We start from the raw sequence: 19528 nt of genomic DNA, 5'->3' as shown, positions 1-19528 counted from the left end.
ATGAATTATTTCGTCACGGCTATCGGAACAGATAGCGGGAAGACATTAGTGTCGTCTATATTGGTTGAAGCCTTAAAAGCTGACTACTGGAAGCCTGTTCAGGCTGGTATGCCAACTGATAGTGAGACTGTACAAAGCCTAATTACTAATGACCAAAGCAAAATACACCCCGAAACGCATTTATTAAAGCTGCCAGCATCACCACATGCGGCTGCTAAATACGAGCATTTGTCGATTCAAATGGACGACTTTGTATTGCCAGAAACGGATAATGAGATTGTGGTTGAAGGGGCAGGCGGCTTGTTAGTTCCATTGAATGATGAGGACTTCGTAATTGATATTGCTGTGTCATTGAATATTCCGGTCATACTGGTCGCCAATCTTTATTTGGGGAGTATCAATCATACATTACTGACCATTGACTATCTGAAAAGAAACAATATAGAAGTAAAAGGTCTAGTGTTTAATGGTGAATCCAATCCTGAAAGTGAGCGCATCATTGAAAAGCATTCAGGTTATAAGGTGCTCTTGAGATTGCCAAAATTAGGTTTAGTGAGTAAAGAAGTGGTTCAATATTGGGCGGATGAATTAATGCTGAATTGGTATGAGTGATTGGGTAGATAGAGATGAGCGTTCAATTTGGCATCCTTTTACACCACTAAAGGGAATGGACCAGCCTTTGGTTATCGACAGAGCTGAGGGGGTGAATTTATACACCCAATCAGGTAAGAAAATCATTGATGCCATATCCTCGTGGTGGGTCAATATTCATGGTCATAGTCACCCCAAGCTAGCTGAAGCCATAGCGCAGCAGGCACATCAGTTAGAACATGTGATTTTTGCAGGATTTACACATAAACCAGCGATTGAATTGGCAGAGCGACTCTTGCAGATCTTGCCTGATAATCAAGCCAAGGTATTCTATTCAGATAATGGAAGTACGGCAGTTGAAGTGGCCATAAAAATGGCCTTTCAGTACTTCTACAATCAGGGAATTGAAAAGAAGAAAATAATTGCCATCGATGGAGCTTATCATGGAGATACCTTTGGAGCAATGTCAGTGGGAGAGAGAGGCCCATTTACCGATCCCTTTGATCCTTACCTTTTTGATGTCGAGTTCATAGACTTTCCAAGCCCCGAAAAGGAAGCAGATGTTTGGCAACATTTTGAATCTTTGGTTGCCAAAGGAGATGTTGCGGCCTTTGTTTTTGAGCCGGTAATCCAAGGAGCTTCAGGGATGAGGGTTTACTCTAAGTCTTTGCTCGATAGGATGATCAACTTAGCGCAATCTCAAGATATCATCTGTATTGCCGATGAAGTGATGACTGGTTTTGGAAGAACGGGAGGTCTCTTTGCCTCGGATCTTTTAGACCATAAACCAGATGTTTTCTGTCTTTCCAAAGGACTCACTGGAGGTGCCCTGGCAATGGGTGTCACTACCTGTACGGATAAAATTCAGGAGGCATACCGTAGCAACGATTTAATGAAGACCTTCTTTCATGGCCATTCATTTACTGGTAACCCAATGACCTGCGCTGTTGCCAATGCGTCCTTGGACCTTCTTTTAACCGATGAATGTGAGTTGAACAGACAACGAATTAACGATCGGCATAGGGAGTTTGAATCCGAGTTAAACGAACATCAACTTGTCAGGAATACAAGGGTTCTGGGTACTATCATTGCCTTTGAATTGAATACCGAAAGGGATACTTCTTACTTTAATGAGGCACGTCATCACCTCTATCCATATTTTATTGACAAGGGTATTTTGATCCGTCCATTGGGGAATGTGATCTATCTTATTCCACCCTATATTATCTCGGATGAGGATTTGAGCTTTATTTATACTAGTATCCTTAACTTTCTAAACGAATACCCTTCACTCATCAAAAATCAGAAATTATGAAAAGGTACTTTTTTGCGCTCTTGACGCTCCTCGTGTTGACCAATTGTGAAGCACAGCAGGCCAATGATGTTTATTATAAGGTGATTACCATGCGCGCTGTACCCGGAAAGCTTCTTGATTTGATTGATGTAATCAAGGCTGACCTAAAGAATTACGAAAGAGCTGGAATTGAGAAACCTTTTTTGATGAGGCACTCCCAGGGGGATCAATGGGATTTGTTATTGATGTACCCGATCAGGGATTTAAGCAAGCATTTCTCAACAAGTGAAATGGATAAGAGAAGGGAGAACTCAGCTACCTTGGATCAAGGTTATGGAAGACCATATTATAATTTAGTGTCTTGGCAGGAGGAGTCTATTGTTGAAGGTCCCTCATTGGAAGATTTCAACGATCGTTTTACGAGATTTGATTATTACCATGTAGAAATGTTTCAAGCCTTAGCGGGTAAACAAGAAGAACTGCTGAGACAGCGTGAAATGGAGAACGTCTACTTGACCGAAATAGGTAGAGACACGAATTTGATTTTTACCAAAATCTTTGGTGGGGAAGTCGATATATTCACATTAGGCTTCTACAGGGATATAAAGCATTTTGCTGAAAGTGCAGATATTCCGATCGAGAAGGAAAACGCTGCTGCTAAAAAAGCTGGTTTTGAAAGCGTATATACGATCGGTAGTTATTTGAGATCATTACTGCTCGAACATCACGATACTTTAGCTGGTGCCGTCAGAAATGACTAAGTAGTTTTTTCGATCACCAGGTATTTGAGAAGGCCATGCCCTCTACTCTGCCAAGAGCCTTGGAAGCCCTTGGGGAAGAGGAAAAAGTCACCAGTATTAAAGACATGTTCTTCACCGCTGGTGTCGGTGATTGTCAGTTGCCCTGAAAGTAGGTTGACCAGTTGCTCCTTCATCGGGGTACTAATCTCTCTTTGAGTTGGCTTCTCCGCCTTCAAACTTACTGTTAATTCTGAGCCCTTAGTGAGAACTTTTTCGTATTGTTCAGCACTGTTTAGGTTGATATTAATTCCGGATAGTTCATCTTGGTCAATTAGTTCAGGAAGTGTCTTCGTGGGATCGGCAGACTCAGCTCTATCTGTCGATATGATGGATAGTTCGTAGTGGTAGTTTTTTCCTGCTTGAATCTCCCAACTACCTGTATATCCTTTAGGTATAAAGAAGAATTGGTTTGATTGGAAAGTCATTTCATTGCCCTTTTCAGGATTTATTTTGGCCTTGCCGTTAAGCATTAGTACCACTTCATCAATAGGGAAGTTATTCATCTGAGTGGTCCACGACTCACTAGAAACTATAAATACACTTAGGTCTACACCTCTCAAAAGCCTTCTTTGAAAGAATTTTCTATCAGGTTCATTTTCCAGTTGAACGGGCTTAAGGCCTATCCCCGATAATGCAGCTTTATCAATGCGAATGGGCTTTAAGGGAGGTTCTTGATTGTCATTTTGTGCCAACGATCGGATGGGTGCTAAAACCGCAATTAGTATTAAAGTGATGGGAATTAAGTAGCGTAGGTTCTTCATTTGGATGAGTTTGTATATTCTGAATTTGGTCAAAAAAATATAAACCCTCAGGGTAAATCTACCTAAGATATGATTTGGACTACAGCATTCTACTTTTCATAGACAAGCACTAAACTACTCAGTGCTCAATGCCTTGATAGGACTCTGAATACTAGTGTTCCAGCATCTTCTTACAATTATGGTGATAGCCAATAGACTCATGCCAATCACTGGTCCAAGGGCAAATCCGGGGTGTAAATTAATTCTGAAGGCATAGTTATCCAGCCATTCACGAGCCCCATAAATAACAAGGGGTATAGCGATAGCACTGCCAATGAACATTAACCGTAGAAAGTCATAAATCAAGACATACAATATCTGAGATACGTTGGCACCTAAGATTTTCCGTATGCCAATCTCTTTTGTTCGCTTCATCGCTGTAAAGGAAGAAAGTCCAAAAATGCCCAGTGAGGCAATGAATACCGCCAGCAAAGTGAAGAAAAAGAACAGCCTGACAAGGTTTTTCTCCATTGCATTCTGTTCTTCATACTTCCGAGTAAGAAAGTAGATTCCTTGAAATTGTTGATTCCATGTCTGCCTTGCCAGATTAACAGCCTCATTCAGTTTTTCTGCCGAACTACCCCTCGTTATAAAAGTCATATCTATATAAGTAGGGTAGCGCAATCCTGTTACATATACTGTTGGGATATCATTGATCGAGTCATTTTTTATAACTCCTTTGACCACCAATGGGCCATTATAAGGTCTTACTTTCTTATTGATGGACGAATCTGGGGAGTTGAATCTCATGGCTGCCAAGGCCGCCTCGTTTACGATGACACCGTTGTAGTCAAAGCCAAATCTTTTGCTGAAGTTCTTTCCTGCTAGGAATTTACTATCCAGACCATCGAAGTAGTGATAATCAATTACATACAAGTCAAAACTATCTGTGAGTCTTGTGGTGTCACCACCAACCTGGTACAGTGGCTTAATTTTTTGCTTCATTTTAACCTGACCATTGAAGAGATTAGAGATATAGGCGGACTCAACTTGCCCCTTATTTAGAAGACTTCGAATATAACCCTCTGATTGTTCGGCAAACATATCATTAGCTCCCGTAAGCCCTGGAAATTTTGCCGTCAGATTCATTCTAAAACTCTTGTTGTCCTTTTCCTTCACATGGGCTAGCTGTTGCTGCACAATATAAAGTCCGGATATAAAGATGACACTCATGGTCAATTGGAAAATCAGTAAGACGCGCATGACTCTGGAACCTTTGGCCGATTGCTTTGAACTGACCACCTGAGTTTTGCCTTTGAGTGCTTCGATGGGCTTTAGGTTTACCAATAGACTTGCCGGATAATAACCAGAAACCAGTGCTGCGAACACAACGAGAACCAATAAGATTAATGAGCTTCTCAAAATGGCTAGAAAGTCTAATGCATTTGGGTACTCGATAGTGGTAAATACATTAACGACTCTAATGCCGAAAATGAAAAGAAAGAACGCGATGAGTCCAGCAATAAGGTTTATGCAGGTGCTTTCGGTCAATACGTTAATGACCAGTTGTCTTGGTTGAATACCGACTAGTTTTCTTACACCAATCTCTTTGGATCGCTCAATCGAATTGATGATAGAACCATTAATGTAATTAGTGGAGGCAAGAATTAGAATGATCATTCCCATTACGATCAGGAAAAGGATGAAAGTCTTATTCGCACTTTGCCCTGGATCATTGGAGACTTTCGTGGCCGTATGAATATCTGTTAGGGCTCTTAATGAAAGGAAATCTTGTTCTATATGGGAAAATTCGGATAGCTTAGCCATGTCGACCAAGCTGCTTTGGAACATCTTGTACGTGTAGTTGTCGTCTACTAATAAGTAAGTATAAGTATTGGGTAGGCTTTCCGAGTTTAAGAGATAATCTTTATCGTGTAGCGAAAACAGGGCACCGAACACCAAATGGGAATTTTTCGGTGGTGCTTTGAAAATACCTGCTATGCTCCAAGACTCTTTGGACTGGCCAGTAGTTCTTGTCCTTATCTCCTCGCCTAATATTGACTTACCCAAACTCATTTTCTTTGGAAAGAGTTTTAGGGCTGTTTCTTCAGAGACCACAACTTCATTTGGTTTGAGTAGTGGTAAACCTTGTACTTTATCTATCCACTCAAGGGTGAAAATATCGAAGAAGGTACTTTCGGAGAAATAGGCCTTTTCTAAATAAGTGGTGCGGTCAAGAGCGTCTTCATCTTTACTAAATAGGAAGGCTGTCCCGTTTTCAGAGAAGGGTACTAACCTTGTTGTTTCCAGAACTTCAGGAAAACGAGCCTCAATGCCTTTACCACTTCTGTATTTAGTGAACGCATTAGTTTTGATGATCTCTTGCCGAAAGTAAGTATCAGTTTCTAACCGGTAAATTCTATCCGACTTGGCGTGAAAACTGTCATAACTGTTCTCAAAATACACATAATGATAAATGAAGAGACATGTCGCCATGCCGAGTGCCAAGCACAGAATATTGAGCAATACGGATCCTTTATTCTCCCGTATATTCCGAAACGAAATAAGGAGATAGTTTCTCAGCATGTGTAAAAATGTTTTCTATCCAAAGATAAACACTCAAGCACAATGCCAGTCTAAAAAATCTATCTTGACTTCGTTATTTAGGCTGTTTTGAAAAATAGGCTTACTTAAGCTGCTCATCTTCGAACTTATTCTGTCCATCTTTGAACATAAATTCCTTCAACCCTTCAAGGTAGGGTCTTTATTCCCAGAGGGTTATTAATACTGTTCGGAAGGTCTACGCCTTTTTCGACAACCAAAACACTACAGAAATGAAAAAGTCAGTTAACACCAACCTTTTTCCTTTCACCTTTTTATGCTTACTACTAACACAATTCTCCCTGGCCCAAGTCCAAAAGCCAGTTAAAGCCTATGATATGCGCTTTGGGGGTTCATCACGGGACACCGATGTCAGTTCTATACGAACAAGCGGTGGTGGCTTCTTACTCACGGCAAGTTCACTCTCCGGCATTAGCGGTAATAAGTCCACGCCTAATCAAGGTGATGATGACTGGTGGGTTGTGAAAACCGATGCTGATGGCAACATTCAATGGGACTTTAATTTTGGAGGAAGTGCCGAAGAGGGTTTTGAGGCTGGTGCAATACAAACCGCTGACGGTAATTTCATTCTTGCTGGAAGAACCAGGTCAGGTGTTTCAGGGGATATAACCTCGTCTTCTCTAGGTTCTGACGATATTCTAATAGTTAAAATTTCAGCCAGTGACCGCAGTATACTGTGGCAAACACGGGTTGGTGGGAATGGAGCAGACTGGGCTTTTGATATAAAAGAGACTTCTGATGGGCAGGTTGTAGTAGGGGGCTATACTACATCTACAGATTTGGCTGGCATTAGCCCTATGGGATCTCTTGACCTTTATCTGGTCAAAATCAATTCTTCTACAGGAAATAAAATTTGGGAACGCACTTACGGAGGGAGCGGATTCGAATCTGCTGATGAGCTATTGCCCAATGTTGATGGTGGAGTGGCGGTAGGAGCTTATTCTGCCTCTACCGATCTGGGACAGGCAAATAACGGAAGCTTTGACTATTGGGTCTTCTCAACCAACGGAAATGGTGATGTGCTTTGGGAGAAACTTTATGGTGGTCCTGGCTTGGATGCCATTCGATCCATGACACAAACCCCTGATGGAGGTTTTGTTTTTGCAGGTCAGAGTAGTTCTGGTGCAGGTGGAGATAAATCAGAAGATAATCTAGGCTTTGATGATATTTGGGTAGTCAGAACCAATAGCGTTGGAGAGTTGCTTTGGGAAAGAACTATTGGGGGTGCTGGTTATGATTGGGGGCAAGCAGCCTATGCACTGTTAGATGGTTCTGTTGTTATCGGAGGTTTTTCAAATTCTCCTGCAGGAGGAGACAAGTTGAGTGACAATATCAACGCCTCTTTGGATATCTGGTTTTTCAACCTTGATATCGCTGGGGACATCACCTGGCAGGCAGATTTTGGAGGGGCGGGCTCTGACGGGGAACTGAATATTCCGTATTTCGATGAGTTGAATCAAGAGGTGTATCTATCTGGAGGTACTCAATCGGGACAGGGATTCTACCTGTCTACTCCGAACTTTGGAGGGTCTAATACTGATCTATGGTTGTCCAAATTCAAACTCCATTCACTAGAAGTAACGAATCTAAGTGCCTGTGAAGGTGAATCTGCAAATGTGCTATTGGCTGGTACGCTTGATACTGGTAGCAATAACAGACGGTATGAATTGAGGAATCCTGATGGCTCCTTGAATGGTGCGACTGTATCAGGAGAGTCACCAGAAGTGAATCTAATGAGTGGCGCTGTAGTCAGTGACACAACTTTGGCTGTCTATGTGCTCAGTGATGTTGGTGATGGCAGCGTTTTAGAAGAACTTATCGGTGAAGTCAATATTACTGTTGGGGATGAATTACTCAGTGCTGCGAATGAGAGTGAGATTAGCTTTGATGCTCAAATTTGCTACAATAAACGCGCAAAGGTGTTTGTAGCTTCCTCCAAGGTTGGCATTGTGTATTCCTTAATCGATGGAGATGGCAATGTACTGGTGACGAAAGAGGGAAATGGAAGAGAATTAATCTTAAAAAGTCCTAAACTCAGAGAATCCACATTATTAAGCCTCAAGCTTGATAATGTGTCGACTGGATGTTCAGTCATTCATGACACTCCAATTGTCATTGAAGTCGAAGATAAAATTACTGCTAAGATATCCTTTAATAGAAGTGACCTCAGCATCAATAAGCCGATCTCCTTTTCTGTCATTGATGATGAAGGAATTGTATCATGGGAGTGGACTTTTAATAATAAGAGGCAAGTTGCCGGAAGAGAGATCATTCACACTTTCAAACGCCCTGGAGTGCATTGGGTGAAACTTAAGGTGACCAATGAAAGTGGCTGTACTAAAGTCATCCGCAAGAAGATCCTGATTAGAAGAAAAATATTCTTTGGGGTTCCCGGTATCTTCTGGCCTTGTACTAATCAGGGGCCCTTCAAAGCCAAATTGAAGCATACGAAAAAGGAGCGTTTAGTAATTGTAAATGGAAGAGGAAAAGTCATTCACTCTGGTAAAAATGAATGGCATGGTTTCGATAAACGAAGAAGGCTGGTTCCAGCAGGAAGGTATTATTATCGAATATTGGCAACTACAGTTGACGGAAAACCATTCCAGAAAAGAGATTCTTTTTACGTTTCTTATTGATTCACCTCTGCCAGTTTAATCCTTGATAAAGCCTCTTTCTTGTACTTTCTGCCGAGTGGAAGTTTCTCAGCATTTACCTGCATAAAGTCATGTCCGTAGGCTTCCAACTTATGCTGGTTTATCAAAAATGATCGGTGTATTCTGAGAAACCAATCCGGTAAGGATGCTTCAAGAAAACTAATTTTCTCTTTGGTTATAATTGTGTCAGACTCTCTGTGGATTTTGACATAGTCGGCAAGGCTTTCGATATAGAGAATATCATTCACAGCCACGGGAATTGACTTCCTATTTGATTTTACATTGATGATTGTCTGACGGTTTTTGTGTTCGAGTGTATCCAGTTTTTCTTGATGAAACTCATTTGCCTTATAAGTGTGAATGAATGAGAAAAGAATGGCAATAAAGTAGATGACTACTACCATTTGGAATAGGTCAGCTGAAACCGGGTTCATTTGGTCCCATTGCAAGTCCGCAAGTGTAACAAATGAAAACATGGAGATAACGGCTGTGAAAAAAGCTGAAATGATAATTGTGTAGACGGTATAAAGCCCAAATTGGAAGTGTTTTCCTTTTGACAAATACTTTGGTACTAAAAATAGATTGAAGAAGTAAGAGCTACCTACTGCCACGGGCATAAGCATGGATGAGTAGTAGAAAGACTCAACATAATTACACCACCTTACACCGAACAAGATATTTAAAAAACCGAATATCACGATCCAGAAAATTATTTGATGTGATGTTTTGATCATAAACTAATCTCGATGACTTACTTCACTAATCTCTTCATTTTTTCCCTATTTTAAAGGAATTGTCGATTAACAACAAGTCTGGTGAGGGATATGACCTGTACATTGGTCCGGCTGGTTAATAGCTTTGAAATTAAGTTTTAACCTAAAGAAGTACATATGTTAGATTTAATTAATGAAGGTGGTCCATTTTTTATGGGACTACTTTCCATCATAGGGGCTGGTATGATAGCACTAGCGATTTTTAACACCTACTCTATTTTCAAAACCAGCGAAAGTCAAAAGGCTAATACCAAAATTGTTCAAGTGAGGGAAATTGGATTGCTTGCTTTGGTTATGGGAGTTTTGGGCACCACCGTTAATCTTTTAGGGGCATTTCAAGCAATTGAAGCTGCAGGAGATGTGTCTATGAGTTTGTTGGCAGGTGGACTCAAGTACTCTACCTATACTATTATCTATGGGATGATTATTTACATCCTATCATTGCTCATATCCATCGGTCTAAGATGGAGAGTAAGTAAGATATCAGCTTAATAAGCTGTGTCAGAAGGAGCTTTTCTTGAAGCTCCTTTTAATTATCGGCTGTCCAAAGTCTTTAGGAATTCTTCGGCAGCAGTTTTATGGCCTTCTTTTTTCTCATCAGACATTTTATCGAAAGTTCTGACGAGCATACCGAGTCTTGGGTTTTTTAAGAAGAAGTCGCGGTTTAAATCCATAAACCTCCAGAATAGCCCGTCCCAGGTCTTTTGCCAATCACCCTTCTTGTAATCACTCATTTTCATCAGGTAGTTCGATCCACTGATATAGGGCTTAGTCGCGAAAAGTCCGCCATCTGCGAACTGACTCATGCCATATACATTAGGCACCATTACCCAGTCATAAGCATCTATAAACAGTTCCATAAACCAGCGGTATACCTGGTCAGGATCGAATTCACAGAGTAGCATAAAGTTGCCCAGAATCATCAAGCGTTCGATGTGGTGACTGTAGCCCGTTTTGAGTACTTTTTTGATCGTGGTATCAATCGGTTCAATGCCCGTGGTACCATCATAAAATGATGACGGAATTTTACGGTCGAAGCCCCAGAAGTTTTTGGTTCTTGAAAAGCTACCTTTTACCTCATACATGCCTCTAATGAACTCTCGCCATCCCAGTATTTGTCTTACAAAGCCTTCTAGTGCATTGATCGCTACATCGTGTTCATCGGCATAGTGAATAGCCTTTTGAATGACTTCTAGAGGATTGATCAATCCTACATTCATCATTGGGGTGAGGATGCTGTGATTCAGAAAGCTTTCTTGCTTTACAATTGCATCTTCGTAGTCTCCAAAACCATGGAATCGATATTGTAAGAATTGATTCAGCCAGTCTTCGGATGTCTTATGATCAATTGGATAAGGTTGGTTTTTTGACAATTCTCCAAGATTCTCGGCAAAGTGGTTATCCACATATTCTTTTGCCTCTTTCCAATAAGAAGTGGTATCAGGAAATTGAATGGAAGGAGGCGTTTTATCTTTAGGGTATTTCTTTCGGTTATCTCCATCAAAGCTCCATTTGCCACCAACTGGCTCACCTTCTCCATCTATGAGTATATCCCTTTTTGAACGTTGTTGTTTGTAAAAAGTGGTTTGAAAGAAGGATTTCTTTTCGGGCTTAAAGAAGCTTTTTAGGTCTTCTTTGGTATTAATGAACAGCGGGTTTTCATAAGAGGTGACTTCTAATCCTAATCTTTGGGTTGATGACTGTATTCTTTTTTCTAGCCAATTATCGGTTGGATTAATGAAGTGGATTTCTTTGATTCCTCTCTTGTCTAGTGTTTTTAAAAGCTCTCTTATATCAGATTCATCTTGTGAAGTGCCTATGTATTTAACTTCAATGTCTTTCGCTTTTAAATATTGCTCATGCGATTTCATACTGGCCCGGTGGAAAGCCAACTTGGTCTTATGAAAGTTGAATTCTTTAAAGAATAGGTGTTCTTCGATCAGATATATCGGGAGACTATTTTCATAGATTTCATGGGACTCAAAAAGCTGATGAGGAAATAAGAGGTTTGCTGCATTCATTTCTTTGATCGATTTCTTCGGCACCTTTCGCTACAGTATTTCACTGAATCCCAATTCAATTCCCACTTTTTTCTCCAAGTGAAAGGCCGTTGGCATACGAGGCAAATTTTGGTAGGAAGATGCTCCTTTTTCATTGAGTAAAGTTTGGTGTTTCTTCTACCCGAGCATATGGAAAATCAGTGATACGGGTGAGTTGGTAGTAAGAATTCAGTCCGGATATACCCACTCCATTAGAAGCTCCAAGATCGATGTATCCTTGATCATTAATCGCGTGATCTGGAATGATCAAGTGTTCAATTTGCCCCACAATCATTGTCGTTCCACTTGACTTTATATCCACGCTTTCCACGTGCTTCAAACCTATTTTCAGTGGGCTTTCTTTTACAAATGGGGCGTGAAAGTCGTGTAGAATCTCCTCGGTCAGCCCGCAAGCGTCAAATTCAGAAATATAATGATCGAATTTTGCCGAAGTATAGTGGGCATTTTTGATGAAGTCTGTACCGATATGGTTAATCGTGAAATAGCCATTCTCCAGAATGTTTTCCTGAGTGTGCCTTCGGACTTCTCCACCGGGACGTACAATAAAACCTAAAAAGGCTGGGTTGCTTCCAAGGTGTACAACAGAGCTGATGATGGCTAAGTTGGACTGTCCTTGGTTTGATTTTGTTCCAACCAAATTGCCAGGTTTGATTCCAGAGACGGAGTTGATAATATTCAGTCGTTTAATCCTGTCGGTCTTTTCAATGTCTTGTCTTGATAGATACATGCTTAATTGTTGCGAGTATGGGTTTTTACAATTCGTTTCTTTTCAGCCTGTACGGCTGGGTGTTTACGATGACCCCAGATTTTTGCTCTGGCTATTTTTCCACTCTCTGTTAGGTCAACTAAAGGTGCTGGGTATTTAGTAGTGAGGTGGAGGCCATTAAATACCTTGTCCATTTCGGTCAATTTCCATGGCTCATGAATAAATTCAACCGGTACTTCTCGTAACTCTGGCACCCATTGCTTGATAAACTTTCCTTCTGGATCGTGCTCTTGTGACTGCTTCACCGGATTATACATTCTGACTGTATTTACTCCGGTTGTTCCTGCCTGCATCTGAAATTGCGGATAATGGATGCCGGGCTCATAGTCTAGAAAGAGGTTGGCTAAATGATATACCCCTGTTCTCCAGTCTTGATCTAAATGATGACAAAGTATTGAAACCACCATTGCTCGCATTCGGAAATTGATCCAGCCTGTTGCTTTCAAGCACCTCATGCACGCATCTACGAGTGGGAAACCTGTTTTGCCTTCTTTCCAAGCAGTGATAAATGCTTCATTTTGAGGGCGCTCCAATAGTTCATAGCCTCGGTTAATGCAGTCCGTTTCATATTCACACTCAACTTCAAACTTTTGAATGAAGTGGCAATGCCATTTCATTCGAGTTAAGATGCCATTAAAGGCTCGCTTGTTTAAAGCATAGTTTGAATGAGTTTTAATATGCTGAACCGCCTGTTTGATGCTTAGGTTACCCCATGCCAGATAGGGAGATAGGCGGCCGCAGGAGGTTCTGCTTTCCAATGGTTTGGAGATCAGACGATGATAGTTATTTCCACGACCTTCGGTAAATGACCTTAGGTATTTCCAGGCATTAGTTTCTCCAGCAGGCTGGTAACTATCCGGGTATTGGCTTATCGTTTCCTTTAGTGCATCGGTGAGTGGAAAGGGATGGTCTAGAGGAGATAGTATGTTCGTTGAGTATTGGTTTACCACTTGAGCTTGGCTCATAGTCACATACCACTGCTTATCCCATCCTTCGCGATTTTTGATGCCTCTTTCTATTCCGTCACGCTTGAATTCGGTCCATTGGATATGTTGCTGGTTCAGGAGCTCAGCTACTCTTTTGTCCCGTCTCCAGGTAATCTTAATACCACTTTCTCGGTGAGAAAATACTTGTTGAATCGTCTCCTGACTTGATAGATACTCAAAAACCTCTTGTGCTTTGCCATGAAAGACTTCAGCATGGCGATTGTATGAGGTCAGGTGTTGATTAAAATCTAAAATGGAGTGGTAAATGAATTGGAGATGCCGATCTGAAGTGTCTGGATACGCAATCATATCGGGTTCGAACAGATAGATAATACGATATGGAATTCCAGCTTTTTCTGCAGCATGGAGAGGTGCGTGATCTTGTGTTCGGATATCACGTTTTAACCAAACAATATTGATCGGTCTATCTACCACTGCTTGATTTCCTTTTTACACTTTTTCCAAAATGCGAAGAAAGAGGGATAATATCCTTTCACATCAAACATCCAATCTCTGGAGTCTTCAGTGCCCTGATAGTCTTGGTTGAGTGGGTGTTCTTTGTAGAAGATCTCTTTTAAGCCATACGTTTCTCTGAGTTGCTGAAATGAACCACGAAAGTACTGTATGCCTGAAATGTTTTTGGATAGTACCATGGCGAAGTCAATACATTTATTAGAAACAGGATATTGCTCAAATACTTTTGGGTCAAGTACCAAGATTCGATTTGCTTGCTGATCAGTTCGCCAGTTAGGATCGAGGTTATAATAGTTGTATGCCAGAGTTGGTAATGCCGTGTCTATTGACAACTCAGTGCTGCGTGGCAGACTGGTTTTTAATTCAGGCTTCGCTGTACTGTTTAGTGCTTCTGGAATTAGTAAACTTTCAAAATGCTCATAAGGTACGTCTAGGAAAGTATTCTTCTGTTTCGAGTAAAAGAAGTTGTTGATGTTTTCCTGGTTGGCATAATACTTTTTGTTTGCATTGGCGCCTGACACCCATTGCCAGCTCAGTGCATTGCTTGCCCAGTCTCCATCCAGCAAGTGGTAATACATCCATTTGGCGGGGGTATGCCAATGACTCTTGGCAATATTACACGCGATCGAGGCCAAATACATGCGCATGTGATTGTGCACATAACCGGAATCATATAACAATTGGATGTTTTGATCTACGATATGGATGCCAGTATCAGCATTGATCAATGCATTTGGTATTTCGTAGTTTCCGATGTCTGGTTGCTCCCTTTTAAGGTCTTGATTGATGGCTTCACCTTTCGTTATCCACACTTGTTGCCAATAGTCTCGCCAAGCCAACTCTTGAACGAACTTTTCGATCTCTGACATTTGGAAACCTCTTTCCAATAGTCGATCCAGAACGAACTTAGTCGAAATAACTCCACGAGATATATAGGGAGATAAATAGCTTACCGAACCATCAACATAGTTTCTGTCCTTACCATAGGCTATCGGATCAATCCGATCTATTTTTTCAAGAATAGACGCATAAGAAGTATCAAAAATCATCTTTTAGAGATTTTGTTCCCAGTGATTTGGCGTTGCATGGAGCATTTAAAGCGATCAATGTCTTCGTTTCGCTTTTTGAGATGTTTTTGACTTACTCCACTATTGACCCGCTTGCGCCAAAGCTTGAAGCTTGAAGACTTCAAGGTTTTTCTCATCAACTGAATTACTTCTTTTTCAGGAAGCCCAAACTGGTGATGAATGGCTTCAAAAGGAGTTCTATCTTCCCAAGCCATTTCAATGATTCTGTCTTGCTCTCTTTCTGTTAATGCCTTCATCGCAACCGAATAACTTAATGTCGGCAAAACTGTTCGGCAATATCAGTTGAAATTGGATTGGCTGTAATTAGAGTTTGAGGTCTGATGGTTCGTAGCGGACAAACCCATCTTTCATAGGGAGTTGCCTTTTTAAGTTCCAGCAGTCCTTTGCCTCGCTAAATCGTTTACCGGGGTTGTCATTTAGAAAGTCACGAACGTATTGATTTAACATATTATGGGTTGCAATCTCTCTTCTGAAGTTTGGGTTTTCTTTTCTTTTCTCCAATTCTTCCCACTTATGGATGGCGTCACGAAGTGTAGCGCCTATGTTTGCCTTTACCCAATCCATGAAATCAGTATTAAATGAGAATTTCCTATTCACCTGACTAATCATGAACTTTCTGAAATTTGGACCGAAGGATACATTGTCTGTGATTACAGTATCGAGGGTTAACCGTTCTTTGGCCCAATTGAACTTAGATGATGGCTTTTTTCTCTTTTCCTTAGGTTTCACTTTGCCATCATTATCTAAGGCATACATGATGCGATCCCTTAGAGTGAACTTACTTCCATCGGCAGGTAGGCTACTGACTTTGCAAATTCTCATCATTTCTTCTTTGGTCCAATACCAGGTATTGAACTCTTCTCCTGAGCTTATTTCACCGAAGTCTGGTCGTGACATACTCCTTTAAATAGGTTGAACGAGCTATTTATTTTCTGCCTCTAACTCCTGAAGCCTCCGATTTGCATTCTCATACTTCGGATCTAATTCAATTGCTCTTTTGAAAGCTCGAATGGCTCCAGCTTTATCCTCATTGATAAGTAAACCCTCTCCATAACTATTGAATGCTCTAGGGGAATGCGGGTAGATAATGGTGTTGAATTGAAAGGTAAGCAAGGCTTCGCGTATTCTGTCGGATCGTAAGAACACATAACCCAATGTGTTGAGTTCTCTATCTTTTCCTACCAGATGATTCACTTTATTCAAATGGTTTCGGACATCTTTTATGATGTCTTCCATAGACTCATTTTCGAATAGCTCGAGCAAATAGGTAGCTGCTCTATAGTTAGGTTCCGATGCATAACCAACAGCGATTTGTGCTACATCAAGCTCAAGGTCATTTCTTGGGTATTCAACGATTCTAGCATACTCTTCTCCGTTTTCTTTAAAGATGAATGTAGGCACCCGATGAATCCTCAGTCCTTTTTCCTCCCCACTAGGGCCTTGTTTGTATTTTTCAACACCATCATACAGCGCGGTGAACTTTAATCTGTCTTGGTTCAGTCCGAGATCCTTCCACATTTTGACAAATTGAGGTACCCATCGTTTACTATCTCCACACCATGTACCTAAGTAGATGTCGACCTCGGTGTTTTCAAGATTCTTTTTCCAGTTGGTTGGCTCACCTTTCAAGGAGAACAGTTTCCAATTTTCTTCAAACCATACTTTGTAGATAGAATCCGTCTTTAGCACCTCAAGGTCAAAGGGTCCGGCCAAGTGCTTTTCTGCTCTTGCATTCAGGTAAGTTTGAGGAGTCTGGGCTATGGCCAAATGACCGAAGAGTAAGGCAAGAAGTAAAAGGTGCTTTTTCATATGTGAAAGAGAATTGTCAGATATACGACTAAATATAAATGCAATATTGGAGAACAACCAACCGATTCAATGACTGACCAAAAAAAGTTGGCTAGCGTAGGAATTGGTTCAATCAACGACCAGTTGATCCTTCGAGTGACTTGTTAGGCTGCAAACAAAAAAGCCTCATATCCAAAAGAATATGAGGCTTTTAAGGCTTTCTTTTATTATCAGATGGTCATCGAAGGATCGAAACGTTCCAGATAATCAGCAACTCTTCTCACGAACATTCCACCAAGCGATCCATCTACTACTCTATGGTCATAGGAGTGAGATAAGAACATTTTATGTCTAATCGCAATAGCGTCACCTGTTGGAGTCTCAACGACAGCTGGTTTTTTCACAACCGCACCCAAGGCCAGTATACCTACTTGAGGCTGCATAATGATCGGAGTACCCATGACATTGCCAAATGATCCAACATTTGAGATGGTGTAAGTACCACCTTGAAGGTCGTCTGGTGTTAATTTATTTTCTCTCGCTCTACGCGCCAGGTCATTCACTTTCTTGGTCAAACCTACAAGGTTATACTGATCAGTATTATGAATAACCGGAACAATAAGGTTGCCTGTTGGCAATGCTACAGCCATTCCGACATTGATTGCCCTTTTCTTTACAATGTTATTACCATCCACCTGAATGTTCATCATTGGATAGTCCTTTAAGGCATTGACAACCGCCTCCATGAAGATAGGCGTGAATGTAATCGGTTCACCCTCTCTTTCTTTGAAAGACTGTTTGATACGGTTTCTCCAGTGGACAATGTTGGTCACATCTGCCTCAACGAATGATGTAACATGTGGAGAGATTCTTTTCGAATCCACCATGCGCTCTGCAATCATCTTGCGCATGCGATCCATTTCAATGATTTCGTCCTCGCCAGATACTGAAACCGGCATTGGCTTCGGTGCACTTGCTGATGGCGCTGCAACTGGAGGAGCAGGGGCTGCCACCGGAGCCTGAACACCACCAACAGGCCTACTTTTCAAGTAAGCCATAATGTCTTTTTTGGTAACGCGACCTTCTCTGCCTGTACCTGGCACCATTTCTAACTCAGCCATTGGGATGCTCTCCTGACGCGCAATGTTCATGACCAAAGGCGAGTAGAATCGATCTGAAGCAGGTGCTTCTAATACTGCATGTCCATTTGAAGAGGTAGCAGCTTCGTTAGATTGGCCATTTACTGCCACGGGAGCAGCTTCTGGTTTTTCGGCCGGTGCTGGAGCAACTTCAGGAGCTGAAGTTTCAACCGCTGCATCTGTTTCAATTTTAGCGATTGGTGCACCGACTGGTACAACATCGCCCTCTTGCACCAAAATTTCTTTGAGGACACCACCATGAGTGGCTGGTACTTCAGTATCAACCTTGTCGGTTGCTACTTCAAGCACGGACTCGTCCGCTTCAATAGTTTCACCTTCTTGCTTTAACCAAGATAGTACAGTACCCTCCATGATACTTTCTCCCATCTTCGGCATTACCATTTCTACTACAGCCATAACAAAATACTAATGATTAAAACGATTGCATTGAACTACAAAAGTAAGTCTTTTACCAAATATTATCAATGTTTTAACCCTTCAAACTTTTCCTAACCAAATTTAATACTGATATTTCTGTTAATTCAATATTTAATAATCTATTTTGAGTTAATTGCAGCTTTTTTGCCACGGTTTGGTTACCATCTGCATAGGCGATCCAAACAGTGCCGACCGGTTTGTCAGGGGTTCCACCTCCGGGGCCTGCAATTCCACTCGTGGCAGCACCGATATCTGCATTAAAAGCTTTTCTGACCCCTTCGGCCATTTCTTTAACACAAGCTTCACTCACAGCACCGTGGGCTTCCAGCGTTTCTGGTTTTACTCCTAATAGATTGATTTTGTGATCGTTGTGATAGGGAACAACTCCGCCTTGGAAGTATTCCGAAGAACCTGCGATTGTCGTGATCTTATGCTGAACATAACCACCAGAACAACTTTCGGCCAAGGCTAATGTTTTATCTTGAGCCAATAGCATTTCACCGATTGCCTTTTCTAGCGTCATATCGTCATAACCATAGATGTACTTTTCCGCGAGGGGCAAAAGGGCATCTATTTTTGACTGCACTTCCTCTTTTAATATTTGTCGATCATGACCCACAGCGGTTAGTCGCAGTTTTACATGTCCAACACTTGGTAGGTAGGCGAGTGAAATATGGTCTGGAAGACTATCTTCCCAGTCCTTGATTTTGTCAGCAAGAAATGATTCTCCAATGCCTACTGTTTTGACTAGCTTGTGATAAATCACAGGTGTTTGGAAGAAATCTCTAAGTTTTGGGATAACCAGCTTTTTCATGAGATTTTTCATCTCATGTGGTACCCCTGGCATGGATACAAATACTTTTCCATTGCGCTCGTACCAAGTACCAGGTGCTGTTCCCAAGTCATTATGTAAGACTTCTGCAATTTCTGGAACCAGTGCCTGTCTTCTGTTCAGTTCAGTAAAAGTTCTACCTCTACGCTCAAAGAAGTCTTGAACGTGCTCAAGCACATCTTGATTCATGATGATTTCACTGCCGAAATAATGCGCGAGCATTGGCATAGTTAGGTCATCATTGGTTGGACCCAGCCCACCGGTGATTAAAACTATATCTGCTCTTTCTTCTGCCTGCGCGAAAGCCTCAAGGATGTCTAGTTCAGTATCGCCAACTGTAGTTTTTCGAATTACTTTGACGCCAAGTTCATCGAGTTCAGCACTCATCCACTGAGAGTTGGTATCAGTAATTTGACCATAAAGAATCTCATCTCCGATGGTGAGGATTTCTGCGAGTACTTTCTTCATTTATGAACTGTAAAA

General features: G+C 41.4%; 18 protein-coding genes. 5 read left to right on the top strand and 13 right to left on the bottom strand.

What is annotated here, in order from left to right:
* The 3 genes from bioD to BFP97_RS10110 are packed head-to-tail and all read left to right on the top strand — an operon-like array spanning position 1 to position 2646.
* Positions 1 to 612, top strand: a complete 612-nt coding sequence (bioD, locus tag BFP97_RS10120; RefSeq protein ID WP_069842302.1) for a dethiobiotin synthase — start codon at positions 1 to 3, stop codon at positions 610 to 612.
* Positions 605 to 1906 (top strand): adenosylmethionine--8-amino-7-oxononanoate transaminase, encoded by a 1302-nt coding sequence (gene bioA / locus BFP97_RS10115; protein WP_069842301.1) that lies wholly within the window; start codon positions 605 to 607, stop codon positions 1904 to 1906. Before bioD ends, bioA begins: the two co-directional genes overlap by 8 nt.
* Positions 1903 to 2646, top strand: a complete 744-nt coding sequence (locus tag BFP97_RS10110) for a hypothetical protein (RefSeq protein ID WP_069842300.1) — start codon at positions 1903 to 1905, stop codon at positions 2644 to 2646. The genes bioA and BFP97_RS10110 overlap by 4 nt, the downstream gene beginning before the upstream one ends.
* Here the strand turns inward: BFP97_RS10110 and BFP97_RS10105 are convergent.
* Together BFP97_RS10105 and BFP97_RS10100 are read right to left on the bottom strand one after the other, a co-directional pair.
* Positions 2643 to 3446 carry a cupin domain-containing protein gene (locus BFP97_RS10105; RefSeq protein ID WP_069842299.1) on the bottom strand — a complete coding sequence of 268 codons (804 nt, stop codon included), beginning with the start codon at positions 3444 to 3446 and terminating at the stop codon, positions 2643 to 2645. The two genes, BFP97_RS10110 and BFP97_RS10105, sit on opposite strands and share 4 nt — an antisense overlap.
* Positions 3447 to 3560: 114 nt before the next feature.
* On the bottom strand, positions 3561 to 6011 hold the full coding sequence (locus tag BFP97_RS10100; protein WP_083262506.1) for an ABC transporter permease: 2451 nt from the start codon (positions 6009 to 6011) through the stop codon (positions 3561 to 3563).
* Between the two features lie 248 nt (positions 6012 to 6259).
* Here BFP97_RS10100 and BFP97_RS10095 point away from each other — a divergent pair, with 248 nt between their 5' ends.
* Positions 6260 to 8683: a PKD domain-containing protein gene (locus BFP97_RS10095; RefSeq protein ID WP_069842297.1), complete on the top strand. Its 2424-nt coding sequence runs from the start codon at positions 6260 to 6262 to the stop codon at positions 8681 to 8683.
* Here BFP97_RS10095 and BFP97_RS10090 read toward each other — a convergent pair.
* A complete protein-coding gene (locus BFP97_RS10090) occupies positions 8677 to 9435 on the bottom strand; it encodes a LytR/AlgR family response regulator transcription factor (RefSeq protein WP_069842296.1) in 759 nt (252 codons plus the stop codon). The genes BFP97_RS10095 and BFP97_RS10090 overlap by 7 nt on opposite strands.
* A gap of 156 nt (positions 9436 to 9591) precedes the next feature.
* Here BFP97_RS10090 and BFP97_RS10085 point away from each other — a divergent pair, with 156 nt between their 5' ends.
* On the top strand, positions 9592 to 9966 hold the full coding sequence (locus BFP97_RS10085; RefSeq protein ID WP_069842295.1) for a MotA/TolQ/ExbB proton channel family protein: 375 nt from the start codon (positions 9592 to 9594) through the stop codon (positions 9964 to 9966).
* A gap of 41 nt (positions 9967 to 10007) precedes the next feature.
* Here the strand turns inward: BFP97_RS10085 and BFP97_RS10080 are convergent, their stop codons facing one another.
* The 10 genes from BFP97_RS10080 to BFP97_RS10040 form a co-directional block, all read right to left on the bottom strand.
* Positions 10008 to 11519, bottom strand: coding sequence for a cryptochrome/photolyase family protein (locus BFP97_RS10080; RefSeq protein ID WP_317039328.1), 1512 nt, complete (start codon positions 11517 to 11519; stop codon positions 10008 to 10010).
* Positions 11492 to 11629 (bottom strand): DUF2256 domain-containing protein, encoded by a 138-nt coding sequence (locus tag BFP97_RS20255; RefSeq protein WP_083262505.1) that lies wholly within the window; start codon positions 11627 to 11629, stop codon positions 11492 to 11494. Before BFP97_RS20255 ends, BFP97_RS10080 begins: the two co-directional genes overlap by 28 nt.
* The gene (locus tag BFP97_RS10075) at positions 11626 to 12261 is read right to left on the bottom strand and encodes a flavin reductase family protein (protein WP_069842294.1); all 636 of its coding nucleotides are present in this window, start codon (positions 12259 to 12261) and stop codon (positions 11626 to 11628) included. Before BFP97_RS10075 ends, BFP97_RS20255 begins: the two co-directional genes overlap by 4 nt.
* Before the next feature lie 2 nt (positions 12262 to 12263).
* Positions 12264 to 13721: a cryptochrome/deoxyribodipyrimidine photo-lyase family protein gene (locus BFP97_RS10070; RefSeq protein WP_069842293.1), complete on the bottom strand. Its 1458-nt coding sequence runs from the start codon at positions 13719 to 13721 to the stop codon at positions 12264 to 12266.
* On the bottom strand, positions 13715 to 14809 hold the full coding sequence (locus BFP97_RS10065; protein WP_069842292.1) for an FAD-binding domain-containing protein: 1095 nt from the start codon (positions 14807 to 14809) through the stop codon (positions 13715 to 13717). Before BFP97_RS10065 ends, BFP97_RS10070 begins: the two co-directional genes overlap by 7 nt.
* A complete protein-coding gene (locus BFP97_RS10060; protein ID WP_069842291.1) occupies positions 14806 to 15084 on the bottom strand; it encodes a TIGR03643 family protein in 279 nt (92 codons plus the stop codon). Before BFP97_RS10060 ends, BFP97_RS10065 begins: the two co-directional genes overlap by 4 nt.
* Positions 15085 to 15151: 67 nt before the next feature.
* Positions 15152 to 15745, bottom strand: coding sequence for a DUF6434 domain-containing protein (locus BFP97_RS10055; protein WP_069842290.1), 594 nt, complete (start codon positions 15743 to 15745; stop codon positions 15152 to 15154).
* A 24-nt stretch (positions 15746 to 15769) separates the two neighbouring features.
* Entirely contained in the window at positions 15770 to 16657 is an 888-nt protein-coding gene (locus BFP97_RS10050; RefSeq protein WP_069842289.1) for a hypothetical protein, read from the bottom strand.
* Between the two features lie 209 nt (positions 16658 to 16866).
* Entirely contained in the window at positions 16867 to 18192 is a 1326-nt protein-coding gene (locus BFP97_RS10045; RefSeq protein WP_069842288.1) for a dihydrolipoamide acetyltransferase family protein, read from the bottom strand.
* 73 nt (positions 18193 to 18265) lie between these two features.
* Entirely contained in the window at positions 18266 to 19513 is a 1248-nt protein-coding gene (locus tag BFP97_RS10040; protein ID WP_069842287.1) for a competence/damage-inducible protein A, read from the bottom strand.
* Positions 19514 to 19528: the final 15 nt, after the last annotated feature.

This window comes from Roseivirga sp. 4D4, from assembly GCF_001747095.1.
Classification (GTDB): Bacteria; Bacteroidota; Bacteroidia; order Cytophagales; family Cyclobacteriaceae; genus Roseivirga.
This window is presented reverse-complemented; position numbering and strand designations above follow the sequence as displayed.